This is a genomic window from Longimicrobium sp. (assembly GCA_036387335.1).
Lineage (GTDB): Bacteria > Gemmatimonadota > Gemmatimonadetes > Longimicrobiales > Longimicrobiaceae > Longimicrobium.
Genome location: DASVTZ010000211.1, coordinates 16,695 through 32,515, shown reverse-complemented (window position 1 = coordinate 32,515; position 15,821 = coordinate 16,695). Strand labels below are relative to the sequence as shown.

The following is a 15,821-nucleotide window of genomic DNA, read 5'->3' as shown; positions in this document are numbered from 1 at the left end:
TCCCCCGCCTGCGGGGGCGCAGGGCGGGTGAGGGGGAGAACTACAATGCGGCTGCACAGATCCCGTAGGGGCGCGATTCATCGCGCCCGTGCCCGCCGCCGCACCACCGCCCGCCCGTCTGCCCAGAAATCGTAGGGGCAGACCTGCGTGTCTGCCCGCCCTCGCCCCCGCCTCGATCTCCGCCCCTGGCACCCAACCCGTAGGGGCCGCCCCACGTGGCTGCCCGTGCCCGCCGCGGCTCTGGCGCCTGCTGTCTAAAACCTGCCCGTCGGGAACCACTCCGCGAACGCGCGCCGCGCGCCGGGGATCGCGGGCGGCCCATCACGTTCGAACAGCGCCAGCTCCTCATGCTCCGGGTCGCCACCGCCCTCGCAGGCGGTTCGGCACGCGATGCCGCGCTCGCCGCTGGCGAACGCCGCGCGCGCGATCGCCTGGCACCGCTCCCAGCCGACGCCGTCCGGATAGGTGGGTGGAAGACCGAGTGCCACGATCCCGTCGTCCGTCACCACATCCACGTAGTCGGCTCGCGGAACGTCGAACGCCTGGAGGTCGGGCCGCCGCTCGGAGCGCAGGTCGAACAGGCTGTGTGCCTCGCCCCGAAAGTTGTCGTACGCCTGGAGCGCGGCCATCCGCACGGTGCGGTTCAGGTACAGCACCGCGTGCTCACCGGGTGCGTTCCACCGTCCACCCGTGATCCGCGTGTAGGACGTGTCGCCGCACTCGGTCCAATCCGGCTTGCACACCCGATAGAACTCGCCCCCGCGCTCGACATGCTTCATCTGCCGGCGAACGAGTATAGCCGCGCGAGGTACGCGCGAACGTCATCGGCACCGTCCGGGCCGGCCAGGGCCTGGAGGAGGGAGCGCCCACCCAGCCCCTTCGCCGGGCTTCGTACGATCTGCGGAATCCGCTCGGGGATCAGCTCGTCGAAGAGGACGAGCGCCACGTCCCTCACCTGCTCCACGTCGGCGATGCGACCCGCGGGGACGCCGTTCTTGAGCCACTGGTCGACCGCCTGGCGCTGCACGCCGAACAGCCTCGCGACCTCCGCGCTGCTCAAGCCCATGATCTGCTGGATCTCCTCCAGCGCGTTCACACTGCCGGTGACGCGGAGGACCTCCTGCGTGAGGGTTCCCACGAAGCTCGCCGTGATTCCGGGGCTCGTGCGCACCCACCCCGGCCGGTGCCGCGGTGGCCGGATCGTCTCGACGTCGACTCCGTAGTCCGTGGCAAGGTCACGAAGCTCGTGGGCAAGCGACCAGACCAGCCACCCTCCGGGCGCGTCATCGTCCGCGCTGGCGGTCAGCCCCGCATCGATCACCTTGACCGCGGCCACCTGGAGCGCGTCGCGCCTCGTCTCGCGTGGGAATCCGTGGTGAACGACCTCGTGCACGAGCGAGTAGCAGGAGCGCGCGTAGGCGCTGGCGTCACGCACCGCGCCCGTCCGCCTGAAGCGGGTGATCGCGGCCTTCGCCTCTTCGATCCTCGGATCGCGCGCGGCCTCCTCGATCTCCTGCCGGCTCCCGGTCAGCAGCGCCGTAGCACCCATGTCAGCTCCTCTGTGAGGGTATGACAAGGATAGTGCGTCTGCAAGCATAATGCAAGTTGTTCAGCAACCACTTGGCAGTGGCTGGTCCGGCGATCAGAGCGCCACGACACCCGCTCCGTCACCACCGCCTGCAGGGGCACGTCCCAGGGGTCGGTCGGAAGGGCGGGGAACTCCTGCGCACTGAAGAATACCCCGCATCGGAACCCGCGCCACTCGGGAAGGGCGAAGAGGCGGTCGTAGTAGCCGGCGCCGCGGCCGAGGCGGGCGCCGCGGCGGTCCCAGGCGAGGCCGGGGACGAGCACCGCGTCCACGGCCTCCACGGGGACGCGGGCGCAGCGCTCCGGGTCCGGCTCGCGGATGCCGTACGCGCCGATACGGAGCGACGACGGCTCCGCGACCGTGTGCAGGTCGAGCGCACGGGAGTCGGGGAGGACCCGCGGGAAGACGACATGCGCGTTGCGGGGCGCCCAAGATCCCGTTGATGACCGAGAACATAGGTGCTCCGCCGAGGCTTTACTGACCAATCCTCCGCCCGATCAAGCAGACTACACGATACACCAACAGAAAGCAGGCCCATCCGCTCGCACCGGAAGGCGCTACGGGGCAAGCTTGTACCAGATAGCACTCAGCGGCGGTTACACTGGATATTCTTCTTGCACCTTGGAACCGTCCGGGTTAGATAGTTTCCTGAACTGATCGACGCTCGCGTGATGGCGGGCTTCTCGCTGCACAATCGGGGGAAAAGAGATAATGCCGGAATTTCGATTTGGTGATCGTCCCGACAAACGGGCCATCCGGGAACACGCTGACACTGTACTGGGCATTGCGAAAGCTACAGACGTCCAAGTTTATCCAAGCGCCCGACGGTGGCTCTACTCGCAGTTGAACAAGGGAGTTCGCGCGGGTACCCTCGAAACCTCGGACGACATCCGCAAGGCCTCGGCAGGACTCCTCGCTGGCGCAGTGGGATCGACAAAGGCCCGCGGGAGGGTACGGGTGGAGGACTTCAGGAACGGTTGGTCCGAGCAGCTGAATGCTGCGGGCAACTGTCCGCCGCACAAATGTCTTTTCCGTACTGTGATCAGCCGCCACGAGAAACTTGTCGAGCGGCTCCCGCTCTACGAGCGCCTGTTGAGTGAGCCGGATGAGTGACCTAGTCAAGGCTTCCCCATTCTCGGTGCGGGATACGATTCAGCACGTTCTCCCAGTAGTGATTGGGGCTGCGTTGTTCGCTCCGTACCTTGCGCCACCAGATACGTTTGCTAGCGTGCTGTTGGGGGCGGCGCTGTTCAGCTACACTCTGCACACCCCGCTGAAGAAGCTGGCGAGGTGGGCTTTCTGGTGCGTTCCGGTGCTGAGGTCCAAGAGTCGGGAAGCCGAAGCGAGACTTGCCTGGTGGGGAACGAACTGGAACTATGACAAGCTATTCTACGAGCGCATCGACGACAAAGAGCGCGAATACGCGTACCTGACAGCAGGTTATGTACATTTCCATCGTACCGTTGCTTTTTTCCTGCTCTGTTACCTGCTGTTGCAAATCGCCATCCTCGGCGTCGCCGCCTCTGATGCCGAGTCGGTGGCGGATGCGTCTGCCCAAATCCTCCGCGTCAAAACGCACCTGGGAGGAGGGTGGAACCTTCCCTCGGTAAGCCTTGCGCCGCTAGCCGCAATCTTATTCGCCACTTCGGCGCGGGACTATCTCAGCGAAATCGGTGACGTGGAGACTATTTATGCCCGACTGGCTACAAAATATCATGGGTCACCCGACCCCCTTGCGGTGAGTGTATGGGGCTGGGTTTGCACCGAGGGACAGCCGGTGCCCGGTGTGGAGGTAGAACTCGTGAACGCATCAGGCGAACAGCTGGCACATGCCACGAGCGACAAGGAAGGGAAGTATCAGTTTTCCGGAATGTATGACGCAGCGCTCCTTGCACGGCCACGGATAGTCGCGCATCACGACGGCTGGAGCTCTTCCATTCAACCGGTATGGGATACAGATGAAGAACCGAGTTTCCGGTTCGAAAAGTCGCAATCGGCCGTTACTGTGCCGGAAAGCTCGTGAGCGCGTGATGCTCAAGTGATTTTCCCTCGCTTCACGCACTCCGGCTCAGCTGTCCAGGGGTCTGCCTAAAAAGCCGAACAAATTCCCGCCACCACCCCACCCTCCGTCACTACAGCCTGCAGGGGCACGTCCCAAGGGTCGGTGGGGAGGGCGGGGAACTCCTGCGCATTAAAGAATACCCCGCATCGGAACCCGCGCCACTCGGGGAGCGCGAAGAGGCGGTCGTAGTAGCCGGCGCCGCGGCCCAGGCGGGCGCCCCCGCGGTCCCAGGCGAGGCCCGGGACGAGCACCGCGTCCACGGCCGCTACGGGGACGCGGGCGCAGCGCTCCGGGTCCGGCTCGCGGATGCCGTACGCGCCGATCCGCAGCGACGACGGCTCCGCGACCGTGTGCAGATCCAGCGCGCGGGAGTCGGGGAGGACGCGCGGAAAGACGACGTGCACGCCCCGCGTCAGCGCTTCGAGGGCGATGGCGTCGGTGGAGACCTCGTCCGGGAGGTGCGCGTAGAGGAGGAGGGTGCGCGCGGCAGCCACCTCCGGCACCGTCCAAACCAGGCGGGCGATCTCCGTTTCGGCGGCGGCGCGCTCGCTGGGGAGGAGATCGCGCATGCGGCGGCGGGCCTCGCGGCGGAGCTCGTCCTTGGTCACAGCGCGGCGGCCACGGCGGCACCCACACGCGCATTGTTGAGGAGGAGCGCCACGTTCGCCTCCAGCGACCTCCCGCCCGTGCTCTCCGCCACCGCGCGCAGCAGAAACGGCGTCACCTCCTTGCCCGTGACGCCCGCGCGGTCGGCCAGGGCGAGCGCCTCGCGAATCGTCGCCTCGATGGCATCGGCGTGGAGTGCGTGCTCGGGCGGCGGCGGGACGCAGAGGAGGATGGCGCCCGGCGAACCCAGCCCACGGTGCGCGCGCCACAGATCCGCCACCTCCTCCGCACTGTCGGCGCGCACGTCCACCGAGAGGCCGCTCTCGCGAGCGTAGAACGCGGGCAGCTCGTCCGTCATCCACCCGACGACGAGGACGCCGGCCGTCTCCAGCGCCTCGCGGGTGGCGGGGAGGTCGAGGACGGACTTGGCACCGGCGCACACCACGATCATTGGCGTGCGCCCCAGCTCGGTCAGGTCCGCGGAGACGTCGCGCGCCTCGCCCCGGTGCACGCCCCCGATGCCCCCGGTGGCGAACACCCGCACCCCCGCGCGGTGCGCCAGGAACATCGTCGCCGCCACGGTCGTTGCACCGTCCAGCCCCCGCGCCACGGGCACGGCCAGGTCGCGCGTGGAGACCTTGAGCACCCCCTCCGCCGTCGCCATCCGGACCACCTCCGCATCACCCAGCCCCACGACCGGCACGCCACCGACGACCCCCACCGTCGCCGGCGTAGCGCCGCCGGAGCGCACCTCGGCTTCCAGCGCTCGCCCCACCTCCAGATTGCGCGGCCTTGGCAGCCCGTGCGCCAGCACCGTGGACTCCAGCGCCACCACGGCGCGCCCCTCGCGCAGCGCGGCGCTAACGGGGGCGGAGGTGCGGATGAGCATGAAAGTGCGTGAGTGCGTAAAGAAAGTGCCGAGTGCCCAGTGCCGAGTGCCTAGTAACACCCTCCGCCCCCTCTCTCGATAACGGAGGGCGGAGCCCTCTCCTGTTATCGGGAGAGGGGGCAGCGAGGAACGAGCGGGGGTGAGGGCCCCTCCCCGCGCCGCCGTCCCGCCCGTAAGTTACGCCGCTCGCACGCCAGAGGAAACGCACCCCGACACCAATCGCGCACGATGGATCCGTATCCCCAGCTCGGGCCGCTCCAGCAAGCCGCCACCGAGACAGGCGACATTTCGCCGGAAGAGTTCCGCCGCTTCGGGCACGAGGTGGTCGACTGGATCGCGGAGTACGTCGGCGGTGTCGGCGAGCTTCCGGTGCTGGGGGACGTGCGGCCGGGTGAGGTGGCGGCGAAGCTCCCCGCATCCGCGCCGGAGCAGCCGGAGGGGTTCGACGAGATCCTGCGCGACTTCCGCGACATCATCGTGCCGGGCACGATGCACTGGAACCATCCCGCGTTCCTCGCCTACTTCGCCATCACGGGCGCGGGGCCGGGAATCCTGGGGGAGATGCTGACGGCGGCGCTCAACAACAACGCCATGCTCTGGCGCACCGGGCCCGCCCAGACCGAGCTGGAAGAGCGCACACTGGACTGGCTGCGGCAGATGATGGGGCTCCCCGAAGCGTTCCGCGGCACCATCCAGGACACGGCCTCGATCTCCACCCTGATCGCCGTGGCGGCGGCGCGCGAGGAGGCGGGGCTGCAGGTGCGCGAGGAGGGAATGAGCGGGCGCGACCTCCCCAAGCTGCGGCTGTACTGCTCCGAGGAGGCGCACTCGTCCATCGAAAAGGCGGGGATCACGGTCGGCATCGGGCGCACGGGGACGCGCAGGATCGCCACCGACGACGCGTTCCGCATGGACCCCGCCGCCCTGGAGCGCGCCATCGAGGAGGACAAAGCGAGCGGCACCCGCCCGTTCTGCGTCGTGGCCACGACGGGGACGACCTCCACCAGCAGCATCGACCCCGTGGCCGCCATCGCGGACGTCTGCGAGCGGCACGGGCTCTGGCTGCACGTGGATGCGGCGTACGGCGGCTCGGCGGCGATCGTGCCGGAGCTGCGCGGGGTGCTCGACGGCGCCGGGCGGGCCGACTCCATCGTCGTAAACCCGCACAAGTGGCTCTTCGTGCCCATCGATTGCTCGGTGCTCTACCTGCGCCGGCCAGAGGTGGTGCGCCGCGCCTTCTCGCTCATCCCCGAATACCTGGTGACGCCGGAAGGGGAGAGCGTCACCAACCTGATGGACTACGGGCCGGCGCTGGGGAAGCGCTTCCGTTCGCTCAAGCTGTGGATGACGCTGCGCCGCTTTGGCGCCGAAGGGATGGCGGCGCGCATCCGCGAGCACGTGCGGCTGGCGCGGCTGTTCGCGGATTGGGTCGATGCGGAGCCGGGATGGGAGCGGATGGCGCCCGTGCCGCTCAGCCTCGTCGTCTTCCGCCACCGCCCGGAGGGGATGGGCGAAGAGGCCACCAACGCGCACAACGAGCAGGTGATGGCGGCTGTCAACGCGAGCGGCGAGGCGCTCCTTTCCCACACGAAGCTCAACGGCCGCACGGCGTTGCGCCTGGCCGTCGGCAACCTGCGCACCACCGAGGCGCACGTGGCGCACGCCTGGGATCTGCTACGCCGCGCCGTCGCGGAATCGTGACCGAGCCTTGACAATGCCGGGCGGCACGGGGCATCCTTCCACCCCCAAGCCGCCCGCGGCTGCTCCAGTGGTTCCCCGGCAGTCCCCTTCCGTGAGCTCCAACACCGACTTCGACCAGCTATTCGTCCGCGAGCGCTGGCTCGTCCTGCGCGAGCGGCACCAGCAGGCCGTGGACAAGCGCTGGTTCCTCGTCTTCCTCTCGCTGGGGCTCGCCCTCATCGGGAACCTGACGGGCGCGCTGACCATCACGCTCCCGGTGGCGGCGGCGCTGAGCGGCTCCTTCTTCGTGGTGAACCTGCTCTGGTTCGTCCTCCTGCGCGCGGACCGCTTCGCGCCGCAGCAGTTCTGGTGGAGTCTGGGGCTGGACTCCATCGGCCTCGCCGCGTTCACCGCCGCGCTGGGAGTGCGGGGGTACCTGGTGCTCCCCTTCCTGATCTTCGCGGTGGGCGGCTACGCGCTGGGGATGCCGCGGGCGGCGCAGGTGCAGCTCGTGCTCGCCGCCATCCTCTACCCCGCGGGACGCTGGATCGGCCTGCGCGGCGAGGGGGGCTCAGTCACCGCGTGGACGGTGTTCATCGAGTGGCTCTTCCTCGTGGGCACCGGGTGGCTCTCCACCCAAGGTCCGGTCGCCTACACGCGCCGCCTGCGCCGGGTGCGCCAGGCGCTCGCCCGCGCGCAGGAGGGCGACTTCACCGGCCGCCTTCCCGACCGCCACCTGGACGACATCGGCTTCCTTTCCGTCTCCATGAATCGCATGTCGCTCACGGTAGGCGAAATGGTGCGCGAAGTTCAGGACGGCGCCCGCACACTCGCGAGCCTCGCCGACGCGCTGGCCGCCACCGCGGGCGAGGTGCAGGCGGCGGCGCGGCAGATCGGCGCCACCACCAGCGAAGCCGCATCCGCCGCCGAGACGCAGATGGCGCTGGTGGCGCACGGGAGCGACGCGCTGGAAGCCGTCGCGCGCGAGGGCGAGGCGCTGCGCGCGCAGGCCGCCCGCTCCACCGAGGAGGCGCGCCACCTGGAGCGCGAGGCGGAGGAGCACGCCGGCCGCGTGGAGCGCGCGGGGCTGCTGCTGACCGACCTCAGCGAGGACTACCGCCGCCTGGACGCCGCCACCGACGCGCTGGAAGCCGCGGGCGAGCGGGTGAGCGGCTTCGTGGCCGCCATCGGCGAGATCGCCGAGCAGACCAACCTCCTCGCCCTCAACGCCGCCATCGAGGCCGCGCGTGCCGGCGAGCACGGCCGCGGCTTCGCGGTGGTGGCGGACGAGGTGAGGAAGCTGGCCGGCCAGTCCGCCGCGTCCGCCGCCCAGGTGAGCGGCGTGGTGGAGGCGACCGCTTCGGCCATCGCGGAGGTGCGCCAGCGCCTGCGAGCGGGCAGCACCCGGCTCAGCGGCGTGGGCGAGGTGTCCGAAAGCGGGCGCGACGCACTCGCCTCCATCGTGCAGGGCCTGGAGCGCACGGTGGCGTTCGTGGAGCGCATCGCGGGCGACGCGGAGCGGCAGGCGGGTGCGCTCGGCGGCCTGCGCGGCGACATGGCGCGCGTGCGGGAGATCGCGGATGCGTCCGCGGAGCGCGCCCGCCAGACTGCCGCCGCCGCCGACGCGCAGTGGACGGCCATGGAGGAGCTGGCCCGCGGCAGCCGCGGCGCCGCGGAAACCGCCGCCGGGCTGCGCGCGCTGGCGGGGCGCTTCCGCGTCCTGGCCGCGGACGCGCCCGCGGTGCCGGTGGAGCCGGCGATGGCCGCGCTGGTGGGCGCCGGACGGGCCGCGCGCGACGAAAAACCTTGACAGCGGGCCGGTTCCGGACGTATAAGATGCATCGCTGACACCGCAGGACGTGCCGCCCATCGCAAGACGTGCCCCCCGCACACCGCCCGACCTCCTTGCCGAACACCCTTTCCACTGCCGCCATCGCCACGCGTGTGCCCGTGGGCTGACCGTGCTTGTGCCCGCGCGGGGGCCCACGCGCCGTCTGGCGCGACCGCGAAACCACGCGCGTGTGGACGCCCCGCACGTCGCCTCTTCACCGCAGAGCCGCAGGAGTAGGAGATGGAACGCACGACTGGAAAGGTAAAGTGGTTCAACGACGCCAAGGGCTTCGGCTTCATCGAGCACGAGGGCGGCCGGGACCTGTTCGTCCACTTTTCTTCCATCAAGCAGGAGGGTTTCAAGACCCTCGCCGAAGGTGAAGAGGTGGAGTTCGACGTGGTCGAGGGCCCCAAGGGTCCCGCCGCCGAGAACGTGGTTCGCGTCGGCGCCTGAAAACGCCCCGCTCCTGACGGCGAAGGCCGCTCCCCGAGGTTCGGGGAGCGGCCTTTTCTGACCCCCTCCCCCCGACCCCCTCCCCCGCCTGCGGGGGCGCAGGGCGGGTGAGGGGGAGAACTGCCCTGCGCGCGCCCGGGCATCGCAAGCGCTCTCCACGTTCGTTCTTCCCCGCCTTCTCCCAAACTCCTGGGGAAGGGGTGCACGCACCGATACGCGCGGGGTGCGCAATAGTGTATGGGCGCCATATATTGCGCCGACCCTCTGCTCCCTCCTTGAGCTTCGGCCTGGCTGCACAAACCGAGTGAGATTTTGCGCGGGTGCGGTGGATCGATGCAGTGGCAGAGGAAGCGGCGAGGCGTGGAACAGGTACCGTGTGCCGCGTGATGTACACTTGTGATGGTTGTAACTGGACGAGCGACTGATTATGAATTCAGCATCAGAGAGAGAGACCCTTTGATCCTGCGGACCAGCAACCCTTGGACGGCTATGATCGAGACTGCGGTCAAACGTCGTCCCGCAGCCGTGAACGCGTTGGATTTCCACCGCGTTCTACCGGGTACTACGGACCCGGTAGCTCTGGGGTGCTCTGATGACCGCATCTATGCGGTGAAAGGAATCCACCGCGGGCGCGAACTCTGTGCCGAGCAAGTTGTGGCTCATCTCGGTCAGGCCATGGGTGCGCCAGTCGCGGAAGTTCGGCTTGTCCATGTGCCGCAGGAGATTATCGACGACAGACCCGTGGAAATGCGGTTCTTCAAAGCTGGCGTTTCACACGGATCTTTGATGATTGAAAACTGCACGGACCGCCTGCCGCTGGAGCCGTACGCGGACACGCACAATCGCAGGCGGCTCGCACAGCTCGCGATCCTCTGGGGCTGGGTTGACTCGCACGATTGTCAGGTAGTGAAACTCAAGACACCCCCGGAATCGATCTTCTCGGTAGATCATGGCGAGTGCCTTCCATATGGGGATGTATGGTCGCCGGAGACCCTGGGCCCAGATGCACTTCCGAAAGTCGCGCCGCATCTTGCAGTACGAATGTCCTGCGGCATTTCGGATCGGGAGATTGCGACAGCGTGTAAAGGCCTTCGCCATGTGTCCGATGAGCACATTGCGACTGCCGTCGCGTCTCCGCCCGAGGGATGGGGTATCAACCTTAACGAGCGAGTAGCTCTTGCGGAATTCCTGGCCAGACGGCGTGACGACATGATCGCGACGATCCTTGGTAACGAGAGGGAGGACTGAAATATGTCCGTTCACTTCATCGTAGCTCAATACGTCCCTGACCCGATCGCGGATGAGCGCGCGAACTTCGGGGTCATCGTGTTCGGTGAAGGGCAACTCCGCTGCCACTTCCTGCATCGACTCGGTCGGCTTCGGCACTTCGGAGGCGAGAGCGTGGAGTTCCTGCGTGAGTTCGCATCGCAAGTGGAACGAGCCGCTGAGGGGTACACTCTCTCTGAAGCACTCGCGCACCCGCACATAAATGACGAGGTGCTCCGGAAGATTGCTGGAAACTGGGCGAATAGCATTCAGTTCACAGCCCCACGAATTTCATTGCGCCCAGCGGACGCAGCCCTTCGCGAGATAGTTAAGCGATACCTCCGTGAGGACGACCCGCCCAAGAAGGAGCGACGAGGGCGTGATGTCGCGGCACAAATTACGATCCGGGGAGTGAGGCTCGCGCTCGACGCTAAGGGGGGTGACCGCGCCCTGACGAATGAGCTGCTCCATCCGAACACGGAAGTTCAGGGAGCCGACGTTCCGCATCGATTCGACGCCGTAGTGGCGAACGGACGGCCATATCTTGCGGCTCATGGGTTGTCGTTCGAGAAGGTAAACCCAGGTGATATCGACAACGACGTTCGAGCAATTGCATACTCAATCGGAGATGTGCGGCGCAAGAATCCACAGCTCCCGATAGGCATAGCCGCCCTGAGACGTAGAGGCCGAGCCGCACCGAAGGAGATGGACCGAGCGGATATCATCTTCCGCAGGTTGAAAGTCACCTTGCTCGACGAGGATGAAATCTCAGATTGGGCTGAGGAGCATCTGCCAAAGGACTTAAAACAGGCTGCCGCCGGTTCGTGACAAATGCGGAGTCGAAGGTTCGGTGTCGGCCTCCGATGGGGAGCTTGCCATCCCGGAGGTTGTGGTCAGAGAGTTTCGGGTAACCGAAAAGCGCCCCCGCATTAGATGCTGGGGCGCTCTGCCATGGGAGGTGTTCAGCCTGGTAGGCACATGGTGAGCGGTTACTGGATAGTGGCTATCCCACAGGTCACTGGAGAAGAGCAGCGAGTACGAGCGGGGTGCAACCTCCTCTCAGCCCCGTTTCTCCCACGCCTCGTTGTAAACGCCGGTGCGCTGGAGGTACTTCACGATCTCGATGGCGATGGCGCGGAGGAAGGCGGCTTCGCGGGCGTCGACGTCGGAGCGGTGGACGAGCTCGCGGAGGGTGCGCATCACGCTCTCCGTGTGGCGGCTCTTGAAGAAGTCGATCGCCCACAGCGCGCGCTCGGCGTCCGTGAAGAGCATCTCCAGGAACTCGACGGTGACGGGCTGCACCTCGCGGCGGGGACCGCGAAAGGGCTGCACCTCGCCCTCGGCGGCCATCCACAGCTCGTACGCCATCACCAGCACCGCCTGCGCCAGGTTCAGCGAGGCGTGGTCCGGGTTGGTGGGGATGTGTGCCGTGCGATGGCAGAGATCGAGCGCCTCGTTGGGAAGTCCGTGATCCTCGCGACCGTAGAGGATCGCGACCGGGCCTCCGCGTCCCTCCACCGCGTCCAGCGCGCGCCCCAGCAGCTCCGGCGCGAGGGCGCGCGGGCGGGCGGTGGCGCGCTTGGCGCGGCGGGAACGGGCCGTCATCCCGACGACGAACGAGCAGTCGGCGAGCGCGCCCTCCAGCGAGGAGTGGATCTCGGTGCGCTCCACGATCTCCTGCGTATCGTGGGCGATCCCCTCGATCCGATAGGGGTCCCACTCGGCCGGGTTCACCAGGCGCAGGCGCTCCAGACCGAAGTTCTTCATCGCGCGGATGGTGCCGGCGACGTTGACCCGGTCCTGCGTCTCCCACAGAACCACGACCACCCCCTGCAGCGCGCGGCGGCCGGGGGCGGACGGTTCGTCAGTATCGAAATGATCGGACAAAGCTCAGTTTGCGTCGAGGCCAGAAAAAAACGGCAGTCTCACACAGAGCCACAGAGGGGCAGGGAAAGAAGGGGAGGAGGGGTTCTCTGCGCCTTGTAGTTCCCTCTGTGCCCTCTGTGTGATGCTGTTTACCTCGCCAGCGGAAGATATTCCGGAGGCGGCGGCTCAGGTGGGAGCGGAGGGCCGAACCGCACCTCGCGGCGCCCGCGCGGAATCTCCACCCGCCACTGCCGCCCGCCCCCCGCATCGGAGAGGAAGAGGTAGAGCACGCGGCGCTCGGTCGGCTCGACGGTGAAGTCCACGCGGAAGCGGCCCTCGCGCGCCAGGAGCGGCACCGGGCCGAAGAGGACGCGCTCGCCATCCTCCACGGAGAGCTCCAGCGCCTCGCGGCTGGTGGTGCGGCCCCACACCAGGTAGCCGTCGTCCCCTTCCCTGCGCGCCACCAGCGACAGCCCCGTGTCCTCCGCCTCGCGCCCCCCGCAGGCGGCGAGCGCGAGGAGCAGGAAGAGGGCGGCTAGCCTCACTCCCGCGGACGCTCCCGCTGGCGCTGCTTGCCGCCGTACTGCTGCTCGCCGCGCGCGGAGATGCGGCCCAGGAGCACCCGCGAGGCGCGCACGTCGTGGCCCAGGTCGATCAGCAGGAGCACCACGTCCGCGCTCCCCCACAGGATGGCGGCCAGCACGCCGGCGCGCACCACCTCGGCCAGGAGCGGAAGGAGCGCATTGAGCCCCTCCGCGGCCACCCCGAGCACGATCTCCAGCACCATGGCGATCAGCACCAGGAACGACACGATCTTGAAAAGCCGCGCGATGTACTGGAGCCCCACGTAGGGCTCGGTGTCCTCCGCGCGGATGGAGCCGGGCGCGGTGCGCTCGCGCGCGATCCGCGCCTCCTCGTCCGTGGGCGGGCGTCCTGCGGGCGGAGTGGCGGCCGCGGCCTCCGCGTGCAGGAGCGTCTGGTCGTCCGGACGCTCGGGGGTGGCGCCTCTCGTCTCGTCGCTCATCATCAACGCTCCCTTTCGCGCTGCCGTTGCCCGCCGTACTGCTGCTCGCCGCGGGCGGAAACGCGTCCCAGGAGGACGCGGGAGGCACGCACGTCGTGCCCAAGGTCGATCAGAAGGAGCACGATGTCCGCCGCGCCCCAGAGGATGGCCGCCAGCACCCCGTTCTGCACTATCTCCGCGAAGAGCGGGAGGACGGCCCGTGCCCCGTCGCTCGCCACGCCCAGCACCACCTCCAGCACCAGCGCAAAGATCACCATGAAGGAGACGATCTTGAAGAGCCGCGCGATGTACTGCAGGCCGATGTAGGGCTCGGTGTCTTCCGCGCGCACGGAGCCGGGCGTGGTGCGCTCGCGCTCGATGCGCGCGGCCTCGTCTTCAGCGCTTCCCTGGCGGGTCGGGACCGCGCCACGCGCCGCCGGGGCGAGGTCCGGGGTGCCCTGGCCCGCCGCGTGTGTCGTCGTCTCTTCCGTCCGCACAGCGGGCGTGCGCTGGGCGCCGCCCTCCAGATCGTCGCGATCCATCCCCCCTCCGCCCGTCATCGTTGAGATGAGCCGCCCCGCCGCCGCTCCGGCGCGAAGAGCTCCCGGTCCGTGATCCCCACCCGCCGCGCCGTCTCGGCGGCCCACCCCAGCTGCGCGACCTGCCGCTGCGTGTGCCCGTCGCTCCCCAGCGAAAAGCGGACCCCGGCCCGCAGCGCCTTCCCCAGGAGCCTGTCGTGCGGGAGACGGTAGCGGTTGGAGATCTCCAGCGCCACCCCGCTTTCCGCAAGGGCGTCGACGTAGCGGTCCTCGCGCTCGTCGGTCCACCAGGCGTCCACGTCGCTCTCCAGGTCGAACAAAGCGGGCGGCGTGAGCGTGGAATGGGCCGCGATGTGGATGGGCATGGTGCGCACCATGTCGCAAAGGTTGTCCACCATCGCGTCCATCACCTCCTGCGGCCGCCCCTTCCACGGATCGGGAAGCTCCTGCCACCAGGGGGAGCCCATGGTGCCATCGGGGAGGTAGAAGCCGTGGTTGGAGCCCACGCGGTAGTCGAAGCGGTCCATCACCTCGGCGGGGAGCTCCTTCCACATCTCGTCGCACCAGCAGAACTCGCCGGAGCGGAAGACGGGGGCGTCCTCCAGCACGTCCAGGTAGGCGCGCACGCGGGCCTCGGTGGAGAGGAAGCGCTGGGTGTTGCGGCTGGACACGTGGTCCGCGATCCCCATCTCGACGCCCAGCTCGCGCGCGCGGGCGACGACCCGCTCCAGCGGCAGGTCGCCATCGGACATGTTGGTGTGGCAGTGGAGGTCCTGCCTCCCCAGACGCTCCGCGCTCACGGGCGCCCCGCCGCCATCCGCACCCCGTAGCGGTCCTTGTACGCCTGCTCCGCCCTCTGCAGCGCGGCCCATCCCGCCTGCCCTTCCGGCCCCAGCCGCTCGCGGGGGACGCGGCGGGTGGGCCACGGCGCCATGGGTGCGTTCAGATCGCCGTGGTAGAGCGACATGGTCGCGTACACGATGTCCTCCACGGCCCGCTCCCGCGCGTCGGGCGCGATCCGGTTGAGCGCCACCACCGTGCGCAGCGCCCCGCGCGAGAAGACGTCGGCCAGAAAGGTGGAGTACTCGTCGCGGCGCTCCGCGCTCGGCGGGGCCCCGGCGCGGGACAGGAGGCCGCGCAGCGCGGGCGCATCTTCCTTGACGCCGCGCTCCACCAGCTCCGCCGCCAACGCGACCCACGCCGAGTCGCCCGGGGCGTTGAGCTGCGCGTCCAGCCGGGTGAGGAGCTGCGTGGTGGTCACGCGGTCGAGCGGGTTGGGGCGGCGCGGGACGCGGCGGGCGCTGCGGGTGAAGCGCGCCACGCTGTCCGGCTGCTCCTCGTTGAGCACCTCGGACTCGCCCACGATCATCACCGGCGTCCCCACCTGCACGTTGTGGAAGAGGCGCACCGCGTTGGCGTTGGACAGCCGGATGCACCCGTGCGACACGCGCCGCCCCAGCAGCTCCGGCTTGTCGGTGCCGTGGATGGCGAGCTCGTTCCCCAGGAAGACGGCCGCCGCGCCCAGCCCGCCCTCCTCCTTGCGGAGCGGCGAGTCCTGCGGGGGGACGGGGCGCTTGTTCTCGATGAACCACCAGTCGGGGCGGAACCAGGCGGGGTTCAGCTCCTTGTACTGCACCTGCATGGTGCCGCTGGGCGTGTGGAACTGCCACTGCCGCCCGCTGCGCGTGCTCAGGCGGAAGCCCGTTCCGGTGCCCACGGGCGCGCGCCACAGGACGCGCTCGCCGTCCATGAAGCGCAGCTCGTTCCGCTCCACGTCCACCACCACGACCTTGCGGTCGGGCACGGGAAACGTGGGCGCCGGCGGCGGGGCGGGCGGCAGCGGCGCGGGCTTGCGGCTCCCCATCGTGGAGCATGCGCCCACCAGGAGCGCGGCGCACAGGGCCAGCGGCGCACGTGCGGCGAACGATCGGTTCATCAGGCGAATCATACGGCTGCTTCTTTCTCGCGCGGAAGACAAGGTCGTGCACGAGGTTGCAACCTGTGCGCCAAGGGTAGTCTGCGGCAAGTACAGGGCCCC

Annotated in this window: 17 protein-coding genes; 6 read left to right on the top strand and 11 right to left on the bottom strand. The window is 68.7% G+C overall.

All coding sequences use genetic code 11. The annotated features are described in order from the left end of the window. Nucleotides 1-254 precede the first annotated feature (254 nt). The 3 genes from VF647_21555 to VF647_21545 are packed head-to-tail and all read right to left on the bottom strand — an operon-like array spanning nucleotide 255 to nucleotide 2,073. Entirely contained in the window at nucleotides 255-779 is a 525-nt protein-coding gene (locus VF647_21555; protein HEX8454681.1) for an RES domain-containing protein, read from the bottom strand. Continuing rightward, complete coding sequence (locus VF647_21550) at nucleotides 776-1,549, bottom strand: hypothetical protein (protein ID HEX8454680.1); 774 nt, start codon at nucleotides 1,547-1,549, stop codon at nucleotides 776-778. Before VF647_21550 ends, VF647_21555 begins: the two co-directional genes overlap by 4 nt. Next, complete coding sequence (locus VF647_21545) at nucleotides 1,528-2,073, bottom strand: 5-formyltetrahydrofolate cyclo-ligase (protein HEX8454679.1); 546 nt, start codon at nucleotides 2,071-2,073, stop codon at nucleotides 1,528-1,530. Before VF647_21545 ends, VF647_21550 begins: the two co-directional genes overlap by 22 nt. A gap of 620 nt (nucleotides 2,074-2,693) precedes the next feature. Between VF647_21545 and VF647_21540 the strand changes: the two genes are divergently transcribed. After that, nucleotides 2,694-3,611 (top strand): hypothetical protein, encoded by a 918-nt coding sequence (locus VF647_21540; GenBank protein HEX8454678.1) that lies wholly within the window; start codon nucleotides 2,694-2,696, stop codon nucleotides 3,609-3,611. A 65-nt stretch (nucleotides 3,612-3,676) separates the two neighbouring features. Here the strand turns inward: VF647_21540 and VF647_21535 are convergent, their stop codons facing one another. Further along, on the bottom strand, nucleotides 3,677-4,258 hold the full coding sequence (locus VF647_21535) for a 5-formyltetrahydrofolate cyclo-ligase (GenBank protein HEX8454677.1): 582 nt from the start codon (nucleotides 4,256-4,258) through the stop codon (nucleotides 3,677-3,679). Next, nucleotides 4,255-5,145, bottom strand: a complete 891-nt coding sequence (locus VF647_21530; protein ID HEX8454676.1) for a pseudouridine-5'-phosphate glycosidase — start codon at nucleotides 5,143-5,145, stop codon at nucleotides 4,255-4,257. The genes VF647_21535 and VF647_21530 overlap by 4 nt, the downstream gene beginning before the upstream one ends. 228 nt (nucleotides 5,146-5,373) lie before the next feature. Here VF647_21530 and VF647_21525 point away from each other — a divergent pair, with 228 nt between their 5' ends. The 5 genes from VF647_21525 to VF647_21505 all read left to right on the top strand — a co-directional run bounded on the left by VF647_21525 (nucleotide 5,374) and on the right by VF647_21505 (nucleotide 11,203). Beyond that, nucleotides 5,374-6,846, top strand: a complete 1,473-nt coding sequence (locus VF647_21525; protein ID HEX8454675.1) for a pyridoxal-dependent decarboxylase — start codon at nucleotides 5,374-5,376, stop codon at nucleotides 6,844-6,846. A gap of 91 nt (nucleotides 6,847-6,937) precedes the next feature. Then, nucleotides 6,938-8,635, top strand: a complete 1,698-nt coding sequence (locus VF647_21520; GenBank protein ID HEX8454674.1) for a methyl-accepting chemotaxis protein — start codon at nucleotides 6,938-6,940, stop codon at nucleotides 8,633-8,635. A 261-nt stretch (nucleotides 8,636-8,896) separates the two neighbouring features. Further along, nucleotides 8,897-9,109 carry a cold shock domain-containing protein gene (locus VF647_21515; GenBank protein ID HEX8454673.1) on the top strand — a complete coding sequence of 71 codons (213 nt, stop codon included), beginning with the start codon at nucleotides 8,897-8,899 and terminating at the stop codon, nucleotides 9,107-9,109. 489 nt (nucleotides 9,110-9,598) lie between these two features. Then, nucleotides 9,599-10,357, top strand: coding sequence for a HipA family kinase (locus VF647_21510; GenBank protein HEX8454672.1), 759 nt, complete (start codon nucleotides 9,599-9,601; stop codon nucleotides 10,355-10,357). 3 nt (nucleotides 10,358-10,360) lie between these two features. Further along, nucleotides 10,361-11,203, top strand: a complete 843-nt coding sequence (locus VF647_21505) for a DUF3037 domain-containing protein (protein ID HEX8454671.1) — start codon at nucleotides 10,361-10,363, stop codon at nucleotides 11,201-11,203. Between the two features lie 231 nt (nucleotides 11,204-11,434). Here VF647_21505 and VF647_21500 read toward each other — a convergent pair whose 3' ends face one another. The 6 genes from VF647_21500 to VF647_21475 form a co-directional block, all read right to left on the bottom strand. After that, nucleotides 11,435-12,262 carry a TrmJ/YjtD family RNA methyltransferase gene (locus VF647_21500; protein HEX8454670.1) on the bottom strand — a complete coding sequence of 276 codons (828 nt, stop codon included), beginning with the start codon at nucleotides 12,260-12,262 and terminating at the stop codon, nucleotides 11,435-11,437. Between the two features lie 128 nt (nucleotides 12,263-12,390). Further along, a complete protein-coding gene (locus VF647_21495; GenBank protein ID HEX8454669.1) occupies nucleotides 12,391-12,786 on the bottom strand; it encodes a hypothetical protein in 396 nt (131 codons plus the stop codon). Further along, the gene (locus tag VF647_21490; GenBank protein HEX8454668.1) at nucleotides 12,783-13,265 is read right to left on the bottom strand and encodes a hypothetical protein; all 483 of its coding nucleotides are present in this window, start codon (nucleotides 13,263-13,265) and stop codon (nucleotides 12,783-12,785) included. Before VF647_21490 ends, VF647_21495 begins: the two co-directional genes overlap by 4 nt. Before the next feature lie 2 nt (nucleotides 13,266-13,267). Further along, nucleotides 13,268-13,786, bottom strand: coding sequence for a hypothetical protein (locus VF647_21485; GenBank protein HEX8454667.1), 519 nt, complete (start codon nucleotides 13,784-13,786; stop codon nucleotides 13,268-13,270). A gap of 14 nt (nucleotides 13,787-13,800) precedes the next feature. Next, nucleotides 13,801-14,583 carry a PHP domain-containing protein gene (locus tag VF647_21480; GenBank protein ID HEX8454666.1) on the bottom strand — a complete coding sequence of 261 codons (783 nt, stop codon included), beginning with the start codon at nucleotides 14,581-14,583 and terminating at the stop codon, nucleotides 13,801-13,803. Then, on the bottom strand, nucleotides 14,580-15,719 hold the full coding sequence (locus tag VF647_21475; protein ID HEX8454665.1) for a L,D-transpeptidase family protein: 1,140 nt from the start codon (nucleotides 15,717-15,719) through the stop codon (nucleotides 14,580-14,582). Before VF647_21475 ends, VF647_21480 begins: the two co-directional genes overlap by 4 nt. Between the last annotated feature and the right edge of the window lie 102 nt (nucleotides 15,720-15,821).